Genomic DNA, 18,337 nt, shown 5'->3' on the forward strand with positions numbered 1-18,337 from the left:
CCCCTAGGCTGGGTGCGGTCACGGCGAGAGGAGCACTGCATGCACGACGCGCGCGCCCGGTTGTCTGCGCGGATACCTTCGCGGTGGTGCGCGCGGTGTGCCATGCGCGTCAATGCCTGTGCACCACCGACACGGATCGCAATCATCGTGCTGGCATGTGCCGCCGCCGCGCCGGCCGCTGCCCAGGACAACGCCGTCAGCAGCGCCGCCGACGCCTTCGGCGAGCGCGCCGGGATCGAGCAATCGGGTCTGTATACCGAAAGCCAGGTGCGCGGCTTCGACCTCAACGACAGCGGCGCCTATCGCATCGACGACGCCTATTTCAGCCGCGCCGGGCCGCCGGACGACACGGTGCTGTCGGGGGTGGGCGTGCGCGTGGGCGTCAACGCCGCCAGGCTCGCGTACCCGTCGCCCTCGGGCGTGGTGAACTACCGGCTGCGCGAAGCCGGGCCGGCCAACGAACTGCGGCTGGGCGCGGGCTTTCGCGACTTCGGCACGCGCGTCGTGCAGGGCGATGTCTCATGGCGCGCCGGCGCGCTCAGCCTTGCAGGCGGCTTCTCGCGGCGCCCGCTGTGGCGTCTGCCGAAGGGGGAGGAAGGACAAGCAACCAACTATGGCCTGGTGGCCGGCTGGGACCTCGCGCCCGGTCACCGGCTACGGGCGTTCGGCTCGGTCAATCAGCGCCACTACGACGGCGACTATGCGGTGATCGCCAGCGCGGGTGCGATCCCGCCCAACCTGCGCAAGCTGCATCAATACTCGCCGGACTGGGCGCACACCGCCGCCAGGACCACCAACCTCGGCCTGCTCTACCGCGGCGCGCTGCACGGCTTCACCATCGATGCGTCGGCCTTCCGCTCGATCTTCGACATCGACAACGCGGACATGACCCTGATCGCGTCGGATGCGCAGGGCAACGCCACCGCCACCACGCTGCGCACGCCGAAGCGCGACTACAAGCTCGCCGATACCGGCGAAACCCGGCTGGAGCGCGCGTTCGCCGCGGGCGATCTCGAACACCGCGTCACCCTGGCGCTGCGCGGCCGGCGCACCACCACCGGGCTCGCCTCCAGCCTCGCCGTTGCACTGGGCGAATTCGACCTCGCCACGGGCGATCCGCCGGAGGTGGCGGAACGTCCGTGGTCCGGCACCCGCGGCGAAGACACCGTCAACCAAACCACCGCCTCGGCCGGTTATGGCCTGGCCTGGCGCGACCGGGTGCAACTGCGCCTCGCCGCGCACCGCACGCGCTATCACAAGACGGTGCACTCCACGAGCGGCGCCACGAGCGAGCGCCTTACCCACACGCCGCACTACAACCTGTCCGCCGTGGTCAACCTGAGCGACCGCGCCGCGCTGTTCGGCAGCTGGGTGACGGGGCTGGAAGAAAGCGGCTCGGCGCCCGCGTCCGCGATCAACCGCGAGGAAGTGCTGCCGCCGGTGGAAGCCGAGCAGTTCGAGGTGGGCGCGCGCTACGCGCTGTCGCCGCGGCTGACGTTGATCGGCGCGCTGTTCGACGTGTCCAAGCCCAGCCAGGGGTTTCGGCTCGACCGCAGCTTCGGCGTCGTCGGGCAGGTGCGCCATCGCGGCTTCGAGGCCTCGATCGCGGGCGAGCTCGGCCCCGACACCAGCCTGCTGGCGGGCGTGGTCGCGTTCGAGTCCGAACTCACCGGCACGCTGGTGGATGCCGGCCTGGCCGGATCGCACGACGTGGGTGTCTCCCAGCGCGTGGCCAACGCCACCCTGGTGCGCCGGTTCGGCAAGAACTGGGCGCTGGACGCAACGCTCAGCTACATGGGCGAGCGCTGGGCCGACACCGCCAACAGCTTCAAGGCGCCGGCCGTGACCACGCTGAGCCTGGGCCTGCGCCATGGCTTCATGCTCGGCGGCCGCCGCGCCGACCTGCGCATCCTGGGTTCCAACCTGCTCGGCGAGGAGGGCTATCTGGTCGCCTCGTCCGGGCTGCTGTCGCCGGTCTCGCCGCGGACCGTGCGGGCGGTGCTTACGGTGGCGTTTGGCGCGAACGATTAGGACACCCCGCCCGCGCACGAGGTCGCCTTCGCCATGATCGTGCACAAGGCCCAGGGTTCGGAATTCGACGCGGTGTGGTTGCTGCTCCCCACCCGCTCCAACCGCGTGCTCTCGCGCGAGCTCACCTACACCGGCATCACCCGCGCGCGGCGCGAGCTGCACGTGGCGGGTGGTGTGGAAGTGATCGAAGCCGCGCTGGCGCGGCACGTGGGGCGGTGGTCGGGGTTGGGGTGGCGGTTGAACTCAATTTGATGTGTGGCCGCTTCCGACCCAAAGCAGACGCCTAGCGCCTCAATGCGTTGCCCGCCGCTTCATACAAAATACGGCCGACATTTTCGAGCGTCTCTGAACGAACAGCCGCGTATTGCCAGTAGAGAGGCACGTCCAGCCAGCGCCCAGTCTCCAATGTGACCACTTGCTTCGACCCAACTGCCGAGCTGATGAGCGTTTCCGGTGCAAGGCACCAGCCGAGGCCAAGAGCAGCGGCTTCAACGAAACCGGTTGACGTCGGCAAGTAGTGCACTGGTGGATTGATGCGTGCCTTGGAGATTCGTCGAATGAATCTCCATTGCAGGTCATCCTTTCGGTCGAAGACGATGAGGGGCGCATCAGCCAATGCCTGGGCAGTCACACCATCGCTGAAATACTTGTCGGTGAGGGCTGGCGAGGCAATGGCGTGATAACGCATCTTTCCCAAGGCCTCCACATTGCAGCCCTGGATTGGCTTGGATTGACCAGTAACGGCGCCGAGCACCGTACCGTTGCGGAGCATTTCGTGAGTGTGGTCTTGGTCGTCCACGCGCACATCGAACAGGTAGCCGTGAGCGTGATGGAGCCGCGCCAATCCTTCTAGAAACCAAGTCTGGAGCGAGTCTGCATTGATGGCGATCGGGATTGCCCGAGCTGCGGTGTCATTGGCCGGTAGGAAGTCAGTCATTGCTTCGGCTTCTAGAACCTGCATGGGACGGACTCGTCGCAACAAGCGTTCCCCTGCTGGCGTCGGCCGGCACGGCAGTTGACGCACCACGAGGGCCTGCCCCAGGCGGTCCTCCAAGGCCTTGAGGCGTTGGGAGATGGCGGACGACGTCACCGAAAGACGCCGGGCTGCTCCTTCAAAGCTGCCTTCTTCCAGGACAGCCGCAAAGGCAGCGAGCTGGGGATGCAGAAGATCCATAGAAAGTTTGCCAAGGTTAGAAAACCTAATGATGATAAAGAATTATTAGCTGGTCTGAAGTAGGCGGGCGCGGCAACCTCGTCCTATGGATTTGGTAGGAGCCCATTTCATGTACTTCACAGCCGCACTCGTTGGCTTCGCTGCAAGCGCAGGTCTGATCATTGCCATTGGTTCTCAAAACGCCTTCGTGCTTCGACAGGGGCTGCTGCAGCGGAATGTTGGGTTGGTCGTGGCAACCTGCACCTTCGGCGACATTACACTGATCCTTTGTGGTGTCCTCGGTGTCGGTGCCGTAGTCCGCGAATGGCCCGCACTGCTGCAGGTCCTGCGATTCGGCGGGGCGGCATTCCTCGCTGTCTATGGCGCGATGGCCGCCCGACGCGCATGGAACGGTTCAGGCGGCCTGGCACCTGATGCAGGCAGCTCAAGCGCGCGCCGCATTCTGTTCGCATGCCTCGCCTTCACGTTCCTCAATCCGCACGTCTATCTGGACACAATGATTCTGCTCGGGGGCATATCGACCCGCTATGTGGGCCCGGCGCAGTGGGCATTCGCCGTCGGTGCCTGCGTGGCGAGTGTCGCGTGGTTCTCGGCCCTCGGTTACGGCTCGCGTCTTCTCTTGCCGATGTTCAAAAGTCCGCGTGCCTGGCAAGTGCTAGACGGTTTCGTTGCCGTATTCATGCTGGCCCTTTCCCTGTTGCTCCTCCTGCGCCCGATTGATTGATAGCTCAGTCTTGAACCGGAGTCTCCATGTATCTCCCGCAACTTTTCACTGAATCTCATCCCGAGGAGCTGCATCGCATCATCTGCGAGCATCCGCTGGGTGTGCTCGTGACCCACACGGGCGACGGACTTGAGGCCAATCACCTGCCGTTCGTCCTCGACGCCAACCGCGGACCCTCGGGAACCTTGCTGGCACACGTGGCCCGGGCAAACCCCATTTGGCAGGAAGTACGGAACGGCGACCGCGTTTTGGTCGTCTTCCGCGGGGTTCAAGGCTATATCTCGCCGAACTGGTATCCCAGCAAGCATGAGACGCATCGGCACGTGCCCACGTGGAATTACGAGATCGTCCATGCCCACGGACGCATAAACGTCTTCGACGACGAGAAGTTCGTCCGGGGCATGGTCGCGAAGCTGACCCGACAGAGCGAGGCTGGGGAACCAAAACCGTGGAAGATGGGTGACGCCCCTGCGGATTACCTGACCGACCAGCTCAGCCAGATCGTCGGCATCGAGGTTGAGCTCGATCGCGTTGAAGGCAAGCGCAAGCTCAGCCAGAACCGGGACGCCCGGGACTTCAACGGCACAGTCAGCACCCTTGACGAGCGCGGCCATGCATCACTGGCTGCCGCGATGAGGCGCAGCCGGATTTCGATGGGTGAAAGCCATGAATGACCGCACCCAATGGCATCACGATTCCTGGCTGGTGCACGCAGGGCGCCATACCGAACCAGGTTCACCGCTCAATGTGCCTCTGGTTCCCGCATCCAACTTCATCATCGGGCAAGGGCGCGAGTATTCCCGGGATGACGGTACTCCCACATGGGAAGCCCTGGAGAGCATTGTTGGAGGTCTAGAAGGCGGCATGGCCATTGCGTTCAGCTCGGGAATGGCCGCCATCGCCGCTGTGTTCGATTCGCTGGCGGTCGGTTCCGAGGTTGTCCTGCCAGATGACTGCTATCAGGGTGTCGCTGGTTTGGCGATGGACGGGGCGGTGCGAGGGCGATGGACCGTCACCCGCTTGGCGATGGACGACACCGTTGCATGGGTCGAGGCATGCAGGTCGGCCGATCTCGTCTGGCTGGAGTCGCCTTCCAATCCGCTGCTCGCCGTCGCGGACCTCGAGGCGATATGCGCGGCACCCAGGAAGCAGGGGGCGATCGTTGCGGTCGATAACACCTTCGCGACTCCACTCAATCAACAGCCCCTGGCCTTCGGCGCGACGATCTCGATCCAGTCCGCTACCAAGTTCATTGGCGGACACTCGGACTTGTTGGCTGGACTTGCCACGGCTCGGGACGAGTCGCTCTGGCACCAGCTCAAAAAGACTCGTGAACTCACTGGCGCAACGCCAGGCACCCTCGAAGCATTTCTTGCCGCGCGGGGTGCACGGACTTTGGCCCTTCGGCTTGAGCGTGCACAGGCTTCAGCCGCCATCCTTGCCGAACGGCTTGCATCCCATCCACGAGTGAGTTGCGTGCGCTACCCGGGGCTTGCGAGCCACCCTACGCATGCGACTGCAAAGCGGGTGCTCAAGGGTTTCGGCACCATCATCTCTTTCGATGTTGCCGGCGATGCCGCATCGGCGGACGCCGTTTGCCGCGAGACAGAACTCATCCACCACGCAACAAGCCTTGGTGCCGTGGAATCCACGATGGAGCGTCGGGCAGCTATCCCAGGGCAGGAACATCTTCCGCCGTCTTTGCTCAGGCTCAGCGTGGGCGTCGAAAACGTCGATGACCTTTGGGTGGATCTGAGTTCGGCTCTCGACGGTTGAGCACATGGATGTCTGCTATTGGTCGATAACGGTCGTTGCTCATCCGCTGAGGCGAGCTTGAAAAGTGATCCTGACCCCGTTCTCCACGCTGCTCACTGCGATGACTCTCCGCGATAGCGCATCGCCACGTCGCAGCGTTCGTAACGCGCGCCGTAGCGGGCCATGATGTCCGCGTCGTGCTGGAAGCCCAGCTTCTCGTACAGGTGAATGGCCGCGGCGCACTTGGCGTTGGTGAGCAGGTACAGCGGGTCGGCGCCCAGCGCCATGGCGCGCTCGATGACGGCGGCGAGCAGGAACTCGCCGGCCTTCAGTCCGCGCGCGGATTCGCGCACGCCCATCTTGGTCAGCTCGTAGGCGGTGGGCCCGGTCTTCTGCAGCGCGCACGTGCCCACGATCCCCAGCCCGGGCGCCTCGACGAACAGGATCACCCCACCGGCATCGATGATCCTCGCGCGCGGGTTGTCCAGCACCTCCCGGTCGGTGTCTTCGAGGCGGAACATGGCAGTGATCCATTCGGCATTGGTGTCGCGGAAATGGATCGCAAGGTCGTCGCTGTACTCGTGGATGGTGAGGCCGTCGCTCATCGCGTACTCAACTCGACAAAAAGGGGATGGAAGTAATAAATCACACTCCAACCCGTTTAATTGCCTCCGTCCCCTTTAGCCTTGGTCGCGTTGGTCTTTGCCCGAGGCCGAAGCCCGTGTGAATACGCGCAAACTGCTTTACACCCGGATTACCCACGTGATCGAGACCGCCGTAAGGCAAGCTAATGGTCCCTGCTTGGCAATGAAGTCGGCTCTGAAGCCGGTTTCCCATGTTCGTGATCGACTGCGGCACGCCGTGATAAGAAATGACCTTGAAACCCCGGTTCTCACAACTTGAGTAAATGGAGCTTACAGTGCACATCGATTTCGTTGAGATAGCAAACTTTCGCAAGCTACTCGCGGTGCGCATCGACATCGCCAAAAAAACTACTGTGTTTGTCGGCGCCAACAACAGCGGCAAGTCATCGGCTATGGTGGCGCTTCGCCATTTCCTCGTCGATCACGGTGAATTCTCCATCAACGACTTTACGCTGAGCCACTGGGCTAAGCTCGATGGACTTGGCAAGGATTGGGAGGAAGAAACGGAGGGCTACGAAGCCCCCGCATTCGACTGGGGCACCGTCGTGCCGTCCCTTGACGTCTGGCTCTCGGTGCCTGACCAACAGATTCACTTTGTACAGAAGATCCTCCCGACACTGGATTGGGACGGGTCCGCGATCGGGGTGCGCTTGCGGTTTGAGCCAAAGAAGGTAGAAGACTTAAAGCGCGACTACTTGGCTGCACGAACTGCTGCCAAGGCCGTGATGGCGGCGGCCAAAGCGGCGCCCGAGGACGAGACGGACCCATTCTCGCTCTGGCCGAAATCTATGATCGAGTTCCTCTCACGCCGCTTGCGCACCACGTTTGAAGTCAAGGCCTATCTCCTTGACCCCGCACAGCTGAAGGACCCCGCCGATGGCGAAGCGTGGCCACAGCCATTGCCAGACGGTAGCGAACCGCTCACTGACGATCCATTCAAGGGCCTCATTCGCATCGATGAGATCAGCGCTCAGCGTGGATTAGGTATGGCATCGCCGCGCGCCGGCCGCGAGGATGCAACGGGAGACGAGGGCCCCCGCCTCGGAAAGAAGCTTTCTACTCAGCTCCGCGGCTACTACGCGCAGCACCTGGATCCCTTCGAGCAGCCAGAAGAAAAGGACTTGAAGGCGCTGCAAGCGATACACAGTGCACGCGTCGCTTTCGGGAAACAGCTCTCCGAATCATTTGAGGTAGCGATAAAAGAGCTTGAAACGATCGGCTACCCGGGCCTCACCGATCCAAAGCTGACGCTCGCGGCTGACCTGCGCCCCCTCGACGCCCTAAAACACGGGTCGGCCGTGCATTACGAAGTGCCAACCCATCTCGCAGACGCTGGTTTTGTCAATCGCCTCCCCGAGGATTCGAACGGTCTCGGGTACCAGAACTTGGTGTCGATGGTGTTCGCTCTGATGAGTTATCGCGACAAACGGATGCTCGTAGGTAAGGCGGGCAGGAAAACCGCTACTGAAGAGGCAAGCATCTCTCCTCTGCACCTGGTGCTTGTGGAGGAACCGGAGGCGCACTTACACGCCCAGGTGCAGCAGGTTTTCATCTCGCACGCCTACGACGTTCTGAGAAGGCATCCTTCGCTAGGGGAGTCAGATGATCTTCGAACGCAGATGGTCGTGAGCACGCATTCCAGTCATATCGCGCACGAGGCCGAGTTCGCATCGCTGCGCTATTTCCGGCGGATGCCTATCAATCTGGTAAAAGGCTCCGTCCCCATCTCTCGCGTAGTCTGTCTCTCTCGAACCTTCGGCGATGACGAGAACACAAAGCGCTTCGTCAGGCGCTATCTAAAAATTACGCACTGCGACCTGTTCTTTGCAGATGGCGCAATCCTAGTCGAGGGACCGGCCGAGCGCATCATCGTTCCGCACATGGTTCGCAATCGTGAGCCCTACAAGTATTTGACTCGATGCTATATCACTTGGCTCGAGATCGGCGGCAGCCACGCGCATCGCTTGAAGTCCCTGCTTGCCGACCTCGGCCTCAATACGCTGGTCATCACGGACCTCGATGCAAAGACAGAAAGCAATGCCAACGCCGTACCCAAGAGGGGTGAGAACTTGTTCACTCGTAATCAAACCATGAAGACTTGGGTGCCGAAGGTGGATGCACTCGATCCGCTACTCGACATGAAACCAGAATCGCTGGCTTCGCTCGATAAAAGCGGCGTTGGTGTGCGGGTCGCTTACCAACAGCCGACCACCACGACATTTGGCACCGACACGGATGGGGAGGCGCTTGCCAACACCTTCGAAGATGCGCTGGTTTATCGCAACGTGGAGTACTTCCGCACCCTAAACGGAACCGGATTAGCCAAGAAGTTCCGCGAAGCGCTGAGCACGTGCAAGAACCTGGGCGAACTCGCGGAGAAGCTTCATGCAGCACTGTCTGGCGGCGATAAAGCCGAACTGGCCATGACGATGTTGGAAAGCCAAAATCTAAAAGATCTGGTCTTGCCCGACTATATCGATACGGGCCTAAAGTGGCTGATCGACCAACTCAGGCGAAAAGAGGACGACGTAGCCGGAAAACTACCCATCGCGCTACCAGGAACCGCCCCGGCTGCGCCCGAACCTGTTCAGGAAGTGCAGGCGTGAACGCAGTCCCCGAGCAACTCGATGACGAGATCGACAAGGCGGCTGACGTGGAGATCGCTGAGTGCCTTGATCCAGCCGCGCCGAAGAGCTTCTTCTTGTTTGCAGGAGCAGGATCCGGCAAGACGCGCTCGCTCGTGTCTGCGCTGGGGCATATTCAGGCCACTTGGAGCGCGCAGCTACGCCAGCGCGGCCAGCGCGTGGGCGTGATCACCTATACGAACGCAGCGTGCGACGAGATCAAGCGCCGAGTCCTGTTCGATCCGCTCTTCGACGTACGCACCATCCACAGCTTCGCATGGTCGTTGATCGAGGGGCTCAACAATGACATTCGCACCTGGCTCACAGCGCATCTCGCAGCCGAGATCGAAGAACTGCATCGTTTGGAAGCTAAGGGGCGCCCAAGCAAGGCATCTGACGAGCGCAAGGCAAAGCTCGTTAGCTACGGTAAAAGGTTCGACGCGATGCCCGGAATACGACGCTTCATTTATAGTCCCACGGGCAGCAATCGCACGCGCGACTCGCTCAACCATGCGGAAGTGATCAAAATCACTTCGCACTTCCTGAGCGAGAAGCCACGGATGCGCAGCATCTTCGTTGGACGGTACCCGATTCTCTTGGTCGACGAGAGCCAGGACACCACTTCATCCCTGATTGACGCTCTCTTTCGAGTCGAGGAGCAGCACATGGGTGAATTTTCCTTGGGCCTCATCGGCGACATGATGCAGCGCATCTACGCTGACGGTAAGGAGGATCTCGGTCGCGACCTGCCTGCCTTTTGGCGAACGCCTCACAAGGTGATGAATCATCGCAGTCCTTCTCGGATCGTGTCGCTCCTTAACACGGTGCGCACGGCCACCGACAAGCAAGAACAGCGGGCACGAACGGACGCGCCCGCGGGCGTGGTTCGGCTCTTCATCCTCCCGGCCGACTATCCTGACGCGCTTGCTGCAGAGCATCAGGTCGCAAGCACAATGGCAGATCTCACCGGCGACATGGATTGGCAGGTGCCTAGCGAGGTCAAGACGCTGACCTTAGAGCACCGGATGGCGGCGAGGCGTCTGGGCTGCCTGAATGCCTTCGGGGCTCTCTATGAACTTGATTCGCAAAGCCTACTCCAACGCACCCAGCCCATTGCCACCTTTTTTACCGACCAAGTCTTGCCGATCGTTGAGGCCAAGCAAGCGGGCGACCGATTTGGGCTCATGCGAATTCTCAAAGCGCACTCACCCCTTCTATCGTCAGAGGCATTGAAGGCAAGCCCAGGACGAGAGCATCTGGCAGCCGTCCAAGCCGCAGTCGACGGCGTCTATTCGCTGTGGACGGGCGATACAGATCCGAGCTTGCTCGAAGTGCTGCGCCGCGTCTCATCGAGCAAGCTCCTCGAAATTCCGGACCGCCTCGCGGCTTGGTCCGAGGAAGGCGACGTGCATGACGATAACGCAGACGAAGAAGAGGACGAGGTAACGCAAAAGCGTATCGAGACGATCGACAAGCTCCTCGCAACCTCGTTCTCCGAGGTCGCGCCACTTCGGCAGTATCTCGCAGGGCGCGCTCGCTTTGACACCCATCAAGGTGTGAAAGGACTGGAGTTCGACCGCGTGATGGTCATTATGGATGACTTCGAAGCCAAGGGCTTTACGTTCAAGTACGACGATCTGTTCGGAGGAAAGACGGAAGGAAAAACGATCGATGCCACGAGACGGCTTTTTTACGTCGTTGCGAGCCGTGCACGGAGGAGCTTAGCGCTAGTCGCCTACACCCGCGATCCATCTCGAGTACGGCAATTCGCATTAGGTAACAGATGGTTCGAAGAAGGCGAGATCATTATGCTCGCCTGATCGCGGCGAGCGGATGCCCGCGACGCCTTAGTGGCGGCAGCGCGAGTAAGTTGAAGCGCAGTGCACGTTGGGACGATTAAGACTGCCGATGGGGCCTCTGGCATTGCCGGGATGCCAAGACGCGCACAATAGATCGACGCCTTAATCCTGGCATGCATCGATCCGAGGAGACGGGATGGAAGGCGACCAAGGAAACCCGCAGGTGTTTGCCGAGCTCGAAACGCGCCTGGCGGAAGTCGAGCCCAAAGACCCGCTCAAGCTGAAGCGGGACCGCTGGGTGGCCGGCGTGATGGTGCTTGGCGTCCTGATGACGGTTCCGTCCATGTTCGGCGCAAGCGGCGACGTGATCGCTTGGGTCACGCTGGCTGGATTGGTGTTTGAGTTGTGTGGGTTTGGCGTACTGGCCTACCGGCAGATTCGCGACACCGCCCCCGAGTTCAAGGATGCAAAGCGCAAGTTCGCCGTAGAACTGGATACACACTTTGTTGAGTACCAGCGTCTTCTTGTCTGGTTGCGTTCCTTATCCCAGTCCGAACGCGACCGTCGGCTCGCCTACGTCGAGTCGCGACTGGAATCCATGTCATTGCGCTATCCCATCGTGTTCGGTGCGGTCGACAAGCTCGGCTTTCTTCCGCTGCTGGTCGGCGTTTTCGTCCAGTGGCAGGCCATCGAGAGAGTTTCGATCACGGTCGGACTGCTCGCCTTCTTCATCTTGGCGCTATACGGCATGGCGCTTTGGATGACCCGCTTCCGATTGCAGATGCAGAGCTACGCGAGGCTGCTCAGGGCGGCAGAGGCAGAAGAGGGGATTGCTCCACACCCCGCACCCGCCGGCTCACCACCCGGCACCTGATTCCCCTCACCCCCAAGAAGAGCGCCGTCCGCGGGGCATTCTTGTTGGCTCGCCACCCCAAAATCCTCGCCCACCGCCCGAATTGGTCCGCGCGCCGCCGTCGAAAGCCGGAACGTCGCCCGAAAAGGTCGGCGCGCCACCCGATTTGCTCGGCGCGCCACCCAAATAAGCCCACGCTCGGCTCAAATAAGCCGGCACGCCGCCCGAAAAGGCCGACGCTCCGCTCGAATAAGCCGGCACGCCACCCAAATTAGCCGGCGTGCCGAGCAAATAAGCCGGCCCGCCGGCCGAAAAAGCTCGCCTTCCGAGCAAATAAGCCCACGCTCCGCCCAAATAAGCCGGCGTGCCGGCCAAATAACCCGGCCGTTGGACAAAATTTGTCCAATCCCGGCGGAAGGCCCTGCGCCAGCGCAGCCGGGCGGGCGCGGCGCATGTGCCTGGATACCTGCTTCAGCCGGCCGAAACCGCACCCGCCCCCGGCGTCGATGCCAAGCCACGCGAGGACATCAGCCACTTGCGGTCCCTCGGTAGCCAGCGTCTTGTGCATGCGCTCTGCGGGCTTCACGCCCGTTGCCCACAATAGTGGTCCCGTTACCTGGACGCAGTCCCGTGGTCACGCTGCTCGCAATTGGCATTACCCAAGCCTTCCTGCTGGCTGCTGCGTTGTGGCTCCAGCCACGAGGACCTCGCCTGGCAAACCGATGGCTTGCGCTATTGCTAGGTGCCATCGGGATTGGACTGCTGTCCCACTGGCTGTATCTCAGCGGGTGCTGGATCGCCGTGCCCAAGCTTCTGGTCATTGCTTCGACCGTCGTCTTCCTCTTCGGCCCGTTGCTTCTGATGTATGTGCGCCAGGCAACGGCGCCGCATCTGGCACTGTCACCTGCCTTCGCGCTCCATTTGTTGCCATGGGCAGCCAACTTGATACTCCTTGGTCCTGTCCTCGTCCGGCCCGACACGGAACTGGTCGCGCTCATCGACGAGTCGATGCGGTCCTATCAACGGGGCGAAGTCGGCGTTGGCGTCATCAATATCGCTCGCTTCCTGTCACTGGCGGCGTATACCGCCTTTGCAGTGCACCGTCTCAGATGCTGGCGTCGGGTGTTGCACGATCAGGTCGCCAACGATGAACGCGTCAGCCTGAGCTGGCTTTCCTTCGTGCTGATGCTCTTCGCCGCAGTCGCAGTTCTGGTACTGGCGATGGTGGCTGCCGGGCCTCGCGCCCCCATTCCGGCGGACTCGGCCATCAGCATCGCCATGGTGGCATTCGCGCTTGCCGTCGGCGTGGCGGGCCTGCGGCAACCGGCTCTTTTCTCCACCAGCCGATCGCCTGAAGACGACAAAAGTGACGGCGCCTCGAGTGGCCGTACGGGCGCGCTCCGGGCTGCTGCTGCTGCCTTGGACGCCGAAATGCCGATCATGGAATCGCCGCGGCCACGGAATGTGAGCGCGGATCAGGCTGCGGCTCTGCGGGAGAAGCTCGAGCAGGAGATGCAAGTAGGACACCTGTATCGGGACCATGACCTGTCCCTGGCACGTCTGGCTCGTGCGGTTGGAGCGACGCCCCATCAGGTTTCGGAAGTCCTCAACACGATACTGGGCTGCACGTTCTATGAGTTCGTGAACCTGCACCGGATCGAGGCAGTCAAACGCGACCTGCTGGGGGGTTCTCGTTCGGTGCTCGATCTCGCGCTCGAAGCGGGCTTCAGCAACAAGTCGACCTTCAACAAGGTCTTCAAAGACCACACAGGCCAGACACCCAGTGCCTTCCGACGTGCTGGCAACACGTCCTGACGGCGGAAGTCCTTTTCGGCCGGGTCTGACCCCGGAACAGGTGCGATTCGGCCGGTCCGGTCGATCGAACCCGTCCATGGCTGCATCGTGGGTTCCCGCTTGGAACCGGATACGTGCGATGCGGCGACTCGAATGGGCGGGACTGCTGGAAGTGCTGGCAGTCATTTTGCTGGGCCTGGCGCTGGCAGGCTTTGGGCCAGCACTGCTCGGTCTTCAGCTTTCCAACCCACTGGCCACGCTCACTCCGGGATCGTTGCCGTCGTCATGGCTGCCGCTCGTGCTTCCCATGCTGCAGTTGCTGCTGGTCCAGTACGGCGCACAATTCCTGGTCATCGCAATCGTGCTGATCGTCGGACGTCGGTGGATCAGGCCTGCAGACGGACTCGGGCGCGACAGCAAGAGCACTCCGCGCCTCGTCCTGCTGGCGTTCTTGGCGGCGATCGTGGCATTTCCGCCGGTTCGCATCCTTATGGAAGCGGGACGGGTCTGGGACCTGGCGCCCGCCGGCCCACCGTGGCGCGAGGCGCTTCTATCCGCCCCGTTGACCGGTGACTTCTATCTTTTTATGGCTGTCCTGAGCTTTGGTGTTGTGCCTGTCCTGGAGGAGGCGCTTTACCGTGGCTATGTGCAGGGCCGGCTCCAGGCGACCTTTCGTTCGTCCTGGATGCCGTTGGTGCTGACGTCGGTTCTATTCACTTTCCTGCACAGCCAGTACCTGGGCGTTGATGCATTCAGCCTCGCGACAACCGCAATGCTGTTCGGCTTGTCGATGGTGCTCGGCGTCCTTTATCGGCAAACCGGTTCGCTTTTGCCCTCCATCCTCGTGCACGCGCTGATTAACCTGCCGATGTCGACAGGGGTGACGCTCGGGGTTGCGACGGCGCTGACAGTCGCAGGCGCCATCTGGCGGAAAGCGTTGCTGGCATGGATTCGCCAGGCGCTTGCGACGATTCGGCCGATCGACATTCGCCCTTCACACCTGCTGGCAATTGCCGTGATGCTGGTGACGACGCTCCTGATCCCCGTCAAGCCGCTGTGGGCGCTCACCTTGGGGCCGGTGTTCCTGGTCGTCTTTGTTGTGCTGGGCCGGGGCACCCTTGCAAGGCGGCGGGCTTGAGCTCGCCCTGCATTCGTTCGAACAACAAAGGGACGGAGGCGATCAATTGGCCGAAGCCCTGTCCGCCCGCTCCGCATCGATGCCGAGCCTAGCCAGCACCCCGGCTACCTGCGCTTCCGGCGCCGGCACCGCTGGCTGGAATCCGGGCCGCATCAGGGAGAAGGGCGGGGCAAGCGTTGCTTCAATCACGCCTGATCCCTACGAAGCGCGTGTTCATTCTTCCTGCACTGCAACAACCATAACGGTAGCGGCATAGCTGGTGGGAAATCTTTCATTGGACAGTTGGTGCCTCCGCCGCATTAATGGGTCCGGACGAGGCAGCCATCACGATCGACATCGCGCTTGCGCACGCGCAGCGGGCGTCGCGGCGACCCCACAACGCACGATCCGCCGCGGCCGGATCCGATGCGCGACAAGTGCCTTGCGGGCCAATACAAACGGCCTTCGCCGCAACCGCATGCAACGAGCAAAGGGTGAGGAGGGAACATCATGGTAAGCAGGCGATCCTTGTTGGGAGCACCGTTGTGGGCTGCGGCCGGCATGAGTGCCGTCGCACATGCGCAAGGGCATGCAGGTCAAGGCAGCCAGGCGCTGGCGCCTGCCGATCCACTTCCCATCACCGGCGGTACCTTCAAGCCGACGGCAGACTCGCTGAAGACCTACCAGACGCCGGCGTGGTTCCGCGATGCCAAGTTCGGCATCTGGGCGCACTGGGGGCCGCAGGCCGTGCCGCGTTCCGGCGATTGGTATGCCCGCTTTATGTACGTGCCCGGCCACCCGCACTACGCCCACCATCTCAAGCACTACGGGCATCCGTCCGAGCGCGGCTACAAGGACATCCTTCCGTTATGGAAGGCGGAGAAGTTCGATCCGGAAGCCCTGATGGATCTGTATGTCGCGGCCGGCGCGAAATACTTCGTCAGCATGGGCGTGCATCACGACAATTTCGATTTGTGGAAGTCGCGCCATCATCGCTGGAACGCGCTTGCGATGGGTCCCAGGCGGGACATCGTCGGCGCATGGCGCGATGCGGCACGCCGGCGTGGCATGCGCTTCGGCGTGTCCGAGCATCTGGGCGCCAGCCACAACTGGTTCTACCCGAGCCACCAGTACGACCAGTTCTGGCCCAAGATGGGCGCCGACTATGACGGCGCCGATCCCCAGTACGCCGATCTCTATCATCCGAAGCACGACGAGCCGTTCAAGGGAAATCCGGATACCTGGTACACGACGGATCCTGCGTTCCACAAGATCTGGTTCAACCGCATTCGCGATTTGGTCGACTCCTACGAGCCGGACCTGCTCTATTCCGATGGCGGCCTTCCATTCGGGGAAGTCGGGCGCTCGCTCGTCGCGCACTACTACAACAGCAGCATCGCCAAGCACGGTGGCGTCGACGTGGTCTACAACTGCAAGGCCCTGGGCTCCGGTGAGTTCTATCCGGAAGCCTGCGTGCAGGATGTCGAACGCGGTGTCATGAGCGGGATCAACCCGCTGCCCTGGCAAACCGATACCTCGAACGGCGACTGGTTCTTCACCGACGGCGATACCTACAAGACCGCACCCGACGTGATCCGCATGCTCGCCGACATCGTCAGCAAGAACGGCAACCTGCTCCTGAACGTCGCGCTCTATCCGGAGGGAAACCTGCCGCCGGAATCGCAGACCCTGCTGTCCGAGCTGGCGCACTGGATGGGCACCAACGCCGAGGCGATCCACGGGACCCGCCCATGGGCCGTGTATGGCGAAGGCCCGACCGAGACCACGGCCGGCGCCTTCAAGGAAAGCGCTGCGTACACCGCCCAGGACATCCGTTTCACCACCAAAGGCGACGCGCTCTATGCCATCACGCTGGGCGAGCCGCGCGGGCGCGTGACCATCGCTGCGCTCGGCCGCAACGCCGGGCACGAGAGGCGCGCGGTGCAGAGCGTGCGGCTGCTGGGCGTGGCGGAGCCGCTGCAGTTCCAGCAGACGGACGCGGCGCTCGTCATCGACCTTCCAGCGCGAATGCCGACCCGCCACGCCAGCGCCTTCAGGATTGCCTTTGGCGCATGACGAAGCGAGAGCCGTGACATCCATGCGGGGCAGCTAGCTTTCGAGATTGCAGCTCTGTGAACGTGTCGCCTTGATCCCCTGATCTCCTTGCGACCAGAATGCGGCGCATCGGATATCGATATCCAACCGGGGATTGATGCGCCCATGACGGATGAATCGAAGATCGGGAAAGAGCAGCAGGGCCACGGCGCTGCAGCCACCTCCACGGACACGGGCGCGAGCGGCAGGATCCCACGCCGCGACTTTCTCGCGGGCACCGCGCTGGCCGCGGCAGGTTTGATGATCGTTCCCCGCCACGTGCTGGGCGGGCCGGGGTATACGGCGCCCAGCGATCGGCTGGACATCGCCGGCATCGGCGTGGGCGGCATGGGCAAGAACAACATTCGCGCGATGGCGAGCGAGAACATCGTGGCCCTGTGCGACGTGGACTGGGGCTACACCGACAAGGGCTTTCGCGCGATGTTCGACCCGGGCAGGGCGCAGGAGCGCCTCGACAAGGCCGAGAACGCGGAAGAGCGCAAGGAAGTGGAGGACCAGATCGCGCAGACGCAGCTGCTCGCGCCGAAGTACCCCTCGATCAAGCGCTATACCGATTACCGCCGGATGCTCGAGGAGCAGAAGGACATCGACGCGGTGGTCATCGCCACGCCCGACCACCTGCATGCGGTGATCGCCAGCGCGGCGATGAGCCTGGGCAAGCACGTGTACCTGCAGAAGCCACTCACCTGGTCGATCCACGAAGCGCGCGCACTGGCGAAGAAGGCGCAGGACAACCCCAGGCTCGTCACCCAGATGGGCAACCAGGGCCACTCCACCGACGATGCCCGGCTGATCAACGAGTACATCGCGGCCGGCGCGATCGGCGACGTGCGCGAGGTCCACGTCTGGACCAACCGCCCGCTGGCCTACTGGCCGCAGGGCATTCCGCGTCCGCAGGCCGTGCCGGAACCGGACGCCGCGCGCTGGAACCTGAAGGCGGTGATGGACCGGCTCGCCAATGCCATGACCGGCAACTACCCCAAGCCCGAAGGGCTGGCCTGGGACCTGTTCCTGGGCCCTGGTCCCGTCGTCGGTTACCACCCGGTGTATCACCCGTTCAACTGGCGCGGCTGGGTGGACTGGGGCGTGGGCGCCATCGGCGACATGGGCGCGCACCTGATCGATCATCCGTTCTGGGCGCTGGACCTGGGCTTCCCGACCTCGGTGGAAACCGTCTCGACGCCGTTCAACCAGGCGTCCTACCCCATGGCGACGATGACCCACTACGACTTCCCCGCACGCGGCAGCCTGCCGCCGGTGAAGCTCACCTGGTACGACGGCGGATTGCTGCCTCCCGGGCTGCAGACGCTGGGCGCCGGCGAGTTGAACGACGATGGCGGCGTGCTCTACGTGGGCGACAAGGGCAAGCTGATCCACGACACCTACGGCGCCAACCCGCGCCTGCTGCCGCAGTCGCTGCACGATGCGGTGGGCACGCCTGCGCAGAAGTTCCCGCGCGTCACGACCTCGCACGAGATGAACTGGGTGCAGGCCTGCAAGGGGCAGGGCGAAGCGTCGTCGCCCTTCGCCTACGCCGCGCGCCTGACCGAGGTCATGCTGCTGGGCGTCGTGTCCCTGCGCGCCGGCGGCCGGATCGAGTACGACGCGCAGAACATGCGCATCACCAACGCGCCGGAAGCCAACCAGTTCCTGCGCCGCGAGTATCGCGAGGGTTGGGCGTTGTAGCAGGAACGCCGCCTGCGCAGG

General features: G+C 62.8%; 13 protein-coding genes and 1 pseudogene. 12 read left to right on the forward strand and 2 right to left on the reverse strand.

Annotated elements, in window-relative coordinates; translation table 11 throughout:
- Positions 1 to 147: 147 nt before the first annotated feature.
- On the forward strand, positions 148 to 2,031 hold the full coding sequence (locus tag MC380_RS08240; RefSeq protein ID WP_242164103.1) for a hypothetical protein: 1,884 nt from the start codon (positions 148 to 150) through the stop codon (positions 2,029 to 2,031).
- Positions 2,032 to 2,040: 9 nt separating this feature from the next.
- Positions 2,041 to 2,277 (forward strand): annotated as a pseudogene (locus MC380_RS08245) (ATP-binding domain-containing protein); the annotation flags it as partial.
- A 37-nt stretch (positions 2,278 to 2,314) separates the two neighbouring features.
- Here the strand turns inward: MC380_RS08245 and MC380_RS08250 are convergent.
- Positions 2,315 to 3,205 (reverse strand): LysR family transcriptional regulator ArgP, encoded by an 891-nt coding sequence (locus MC380_RS08250; protein WP_242102080.1) that lies wholly within the window; start codon positions 3,203 to 3,205, stop codon positions 2,315 to 2,317.
- Between the two features lie 109 nt (positions 3,206 to 3,314).
- Between MC380_RS08250 and MC380_RS08255 the strand changes: the two genes are divergently transcribed.
- The 3 genes from MC380_RS08255 to MC380_RS08265 are packed head-to-tail and all read left to right on the forward strand — an operon-like array spanning position 3,315 to position 5,705.
- Complete coding sequence (locus MC380_RS08255) at positions 3,315 to 3,929, forward strand: LysE/ArgO family amino acid transporter (RefSeq protein ID WP_242102079.1); 615 nt, start codon at positions 3,315 to 3,317, stop codon at positions 3,927 to 3,929.
- 26 nt (positions 3,930 to 3,955) lie between these two features.
- Positions 3,956 to 4,603: an FMN-binding negative transcriptional regulator gene (locus MC380_RS08260; RefSeq protein WP_242102078.1), complete on the forward strand. Its 648-nt coding sequence runs from the start codon at positions 3,956 to 3,958 to the stop codon at positions 4,601 to 4,603.
- The gene (locus tag MC380_RS08265) at positions 4,596 to 5,705 is read left to right on the forward strand and encodes a PLP-dependent transferase (RefSeq protein WP_242164105.1); all 1,110 of its coding nucleotides are present in this window, start codon (positions 4,596 to 4,598) and stop codon (positions 5,703 to 5,705) included. The genes MC380_RS08260 and MC380_RS08265 overlap by 8 nt, the downstream gene beginning before the upstream one ends.
- 92 nt (positions 5,706 to 5,797) lie before the next feature.
- Here MC380_RS08265 and MC380_RS08270 read toward each other — a convergent pair whose 3' ends face one another.
- Entirely contained in the window at positions 5,798 to 6,289 is a 492-nt protein-coding gene (locus MC380_RS08270) for a GNAT family N-acetyltransferase (RefSeq protein ID WP_242164107.1), read from the reverse strand.
- A gap of 314 nt (positions 6,290 to 6,603) precedes the next feature.
- Between MC380_RS08270 and MC380_RS08275 the strand changes: the two genes are divergently transcribed.
- From MC380_RS08275 to MC380_RS08305, 7 genes are all read left to right on the forward strand, one after another.
- Complete coding sequence (locus MC380_RS08275; RefSeq protein WP_242164109.1) at positions 6,604 to 8,934, forward strand: AAA family ATPase; 2,331 nt, start codon at positions 6,604 to 6,606, stop codon at positions 8,932 to 8,934.
- Positions 8,931 to 10,772 (forward strand): UvrD-helicase domain-containing protein, encoded by a 1,842-nt coding sequence (locus tag MC380_RS08280; RefSeq protein WP_242164111.1) that lies wholly within the window; start codon positions 8,931 to 8,933, stop codon positions 10,770 to 10,772. Before MC380_RS08275 ends, MC380_RS08280 begins: the two co-directional genes overlap by 4 nt.
- Positions 10,773 to 10,947: 175 nt before the next feature.
- A complete protein-coding gene (locus tag MC380_RS08285) occupies positions 10,948 to 11,625 on the forward strand; it encodes a hypothetical protein (protein ID WP_242164113.1) in 678 nt (225 codons plus the stop codon).
- A 609-nt stretch (positions 11,626 to 12,234) separates the two neighbouring features.
- Positions 12,235 to 13,419 carry a helix-turn-helix domain-containing protein gene (locus MC380_RS08290; RefSeq protein WP_242164115.1) on the forward strand — a complete coding sequence of 395 codons (1,185 nt, stop codon included), beginning with the start codon at positions 12,235 to 12,237 and terminating at the stop codon, positions 13,417 to 13,419.
- 118 nt (positions 13,420 to 13,537) lie between these two features.
- Entirely contained in the window at positions 13,538 to 14,536 is a 999-nt protein-coding gene (locus MC380_RS08295) for a CPBP family intramembrane glutamic endopeptidase (protein ID WP_242164117.1), read from the forward strand.
- Between the two features lie 540 nt (positions 14,537 to 15,076).
- The gene (locus tag MC380_RS08300) at positions 15,077 to 16,591 is read left to right on the forward strand and encodes an alpha-L-fucosidase (RefSeq protein WP_242164119.1); all 1,515 of its coding nucleotides are present in this window, start codon (positions 15,077 to 15,079) and stop codon (positions 16,589 to 16,591) included.
- Between the two features lie 144 nt (positions 16,592 to 16,735).
- A complete protein-coding gene (locus MC380_RS08305) occupies positions 16,736 to 18,316 on the forward strand; it encodes a Gfo/Idh/MocA family oxidoreductase (RefSeq protein WP_242164121.1) in 1,581 nt (526 codons plus the stop codon).
- The last annotated feature ends 21 nt before the right edge of the window (positions 18,317 to 18,337 follow it).

The sequence above is a fragment of the Lysobacter sp. M15 genome (assembly GCF_022662515.1).
Lineage (GTDB): Bacteria > Pseudomonadota > Gammaproteobacteria > Xanthomonadales > Xanthomonadaceae > JAKPBU01.

Excerpts from the sequence above, each read along its gene's own strand:
- MC380_RS08250 (WP_242102080.1), bottom strand. The coding sequence starts at position 3,205 with ATGGATCTTCTGCATCCCCAGCTCGCTGCCTTTGCGGCTGTCCTGGAA.
- MC380_RS08300 (WP_242164119.1), top strand. The coding sequence starts at position 15,077 with ATGAGTGCCGTCGCACATGCGCAAGGGCATGCAGGTCAAGGCAGCCAG.
- MC380_RS08305 (WP_242164121.1), top strand. The coding sequence starts at position 16,736 with ATGACGGATGAATCGAAGATCGGGAAAGAGCAGCAGGGCCACGGCGCT.
- MC380_RS08295 (WP_242164117.1), top strand. The coding sequence starts at position 13,538 with ATGCGGCGACTCGAATGGGCGGGACTGCTGGAAGTGCTGGCAGTCATT.
- MC380_RS08285 (WP_242164113.1), top strand. The coding sequence starts at position 10,948 with ATGGAAGGCGACCAAGGAAACCCGCAGGTGTTTGCCGAGCTCGAAACG.
- MC380_RS08260 (WP_242102078.1), top strand. The coding sequence starts at position 3,956 with ATGTATCTCCCGCAACTTTTCACTGAATCTCATCCCGAGGAGCTGCAT.
- MC380_RS08265 (WP_242164105.1), top strand. The coding sequence starts at position 4,596 with ATGAATGACCGCACCCAATGGCATCACGATTCCTGGCTGGTGCACGCA.
- MC380_RS08255 (WP_242102079.1), top strand. The coding sequence starts at position 3,315 with ATGTACTTCACAGCCGCACTCGTTGGCTTCGCTGCAAGCGCAGGTCTG.
- MC380_RS08270 (WP_242164107.1), bottom strand. The coding sequence starts at position 6,289 with ATGAGCGACGGCCTCACCATCCACGAGTACAGCGACGACCTTGCGATC.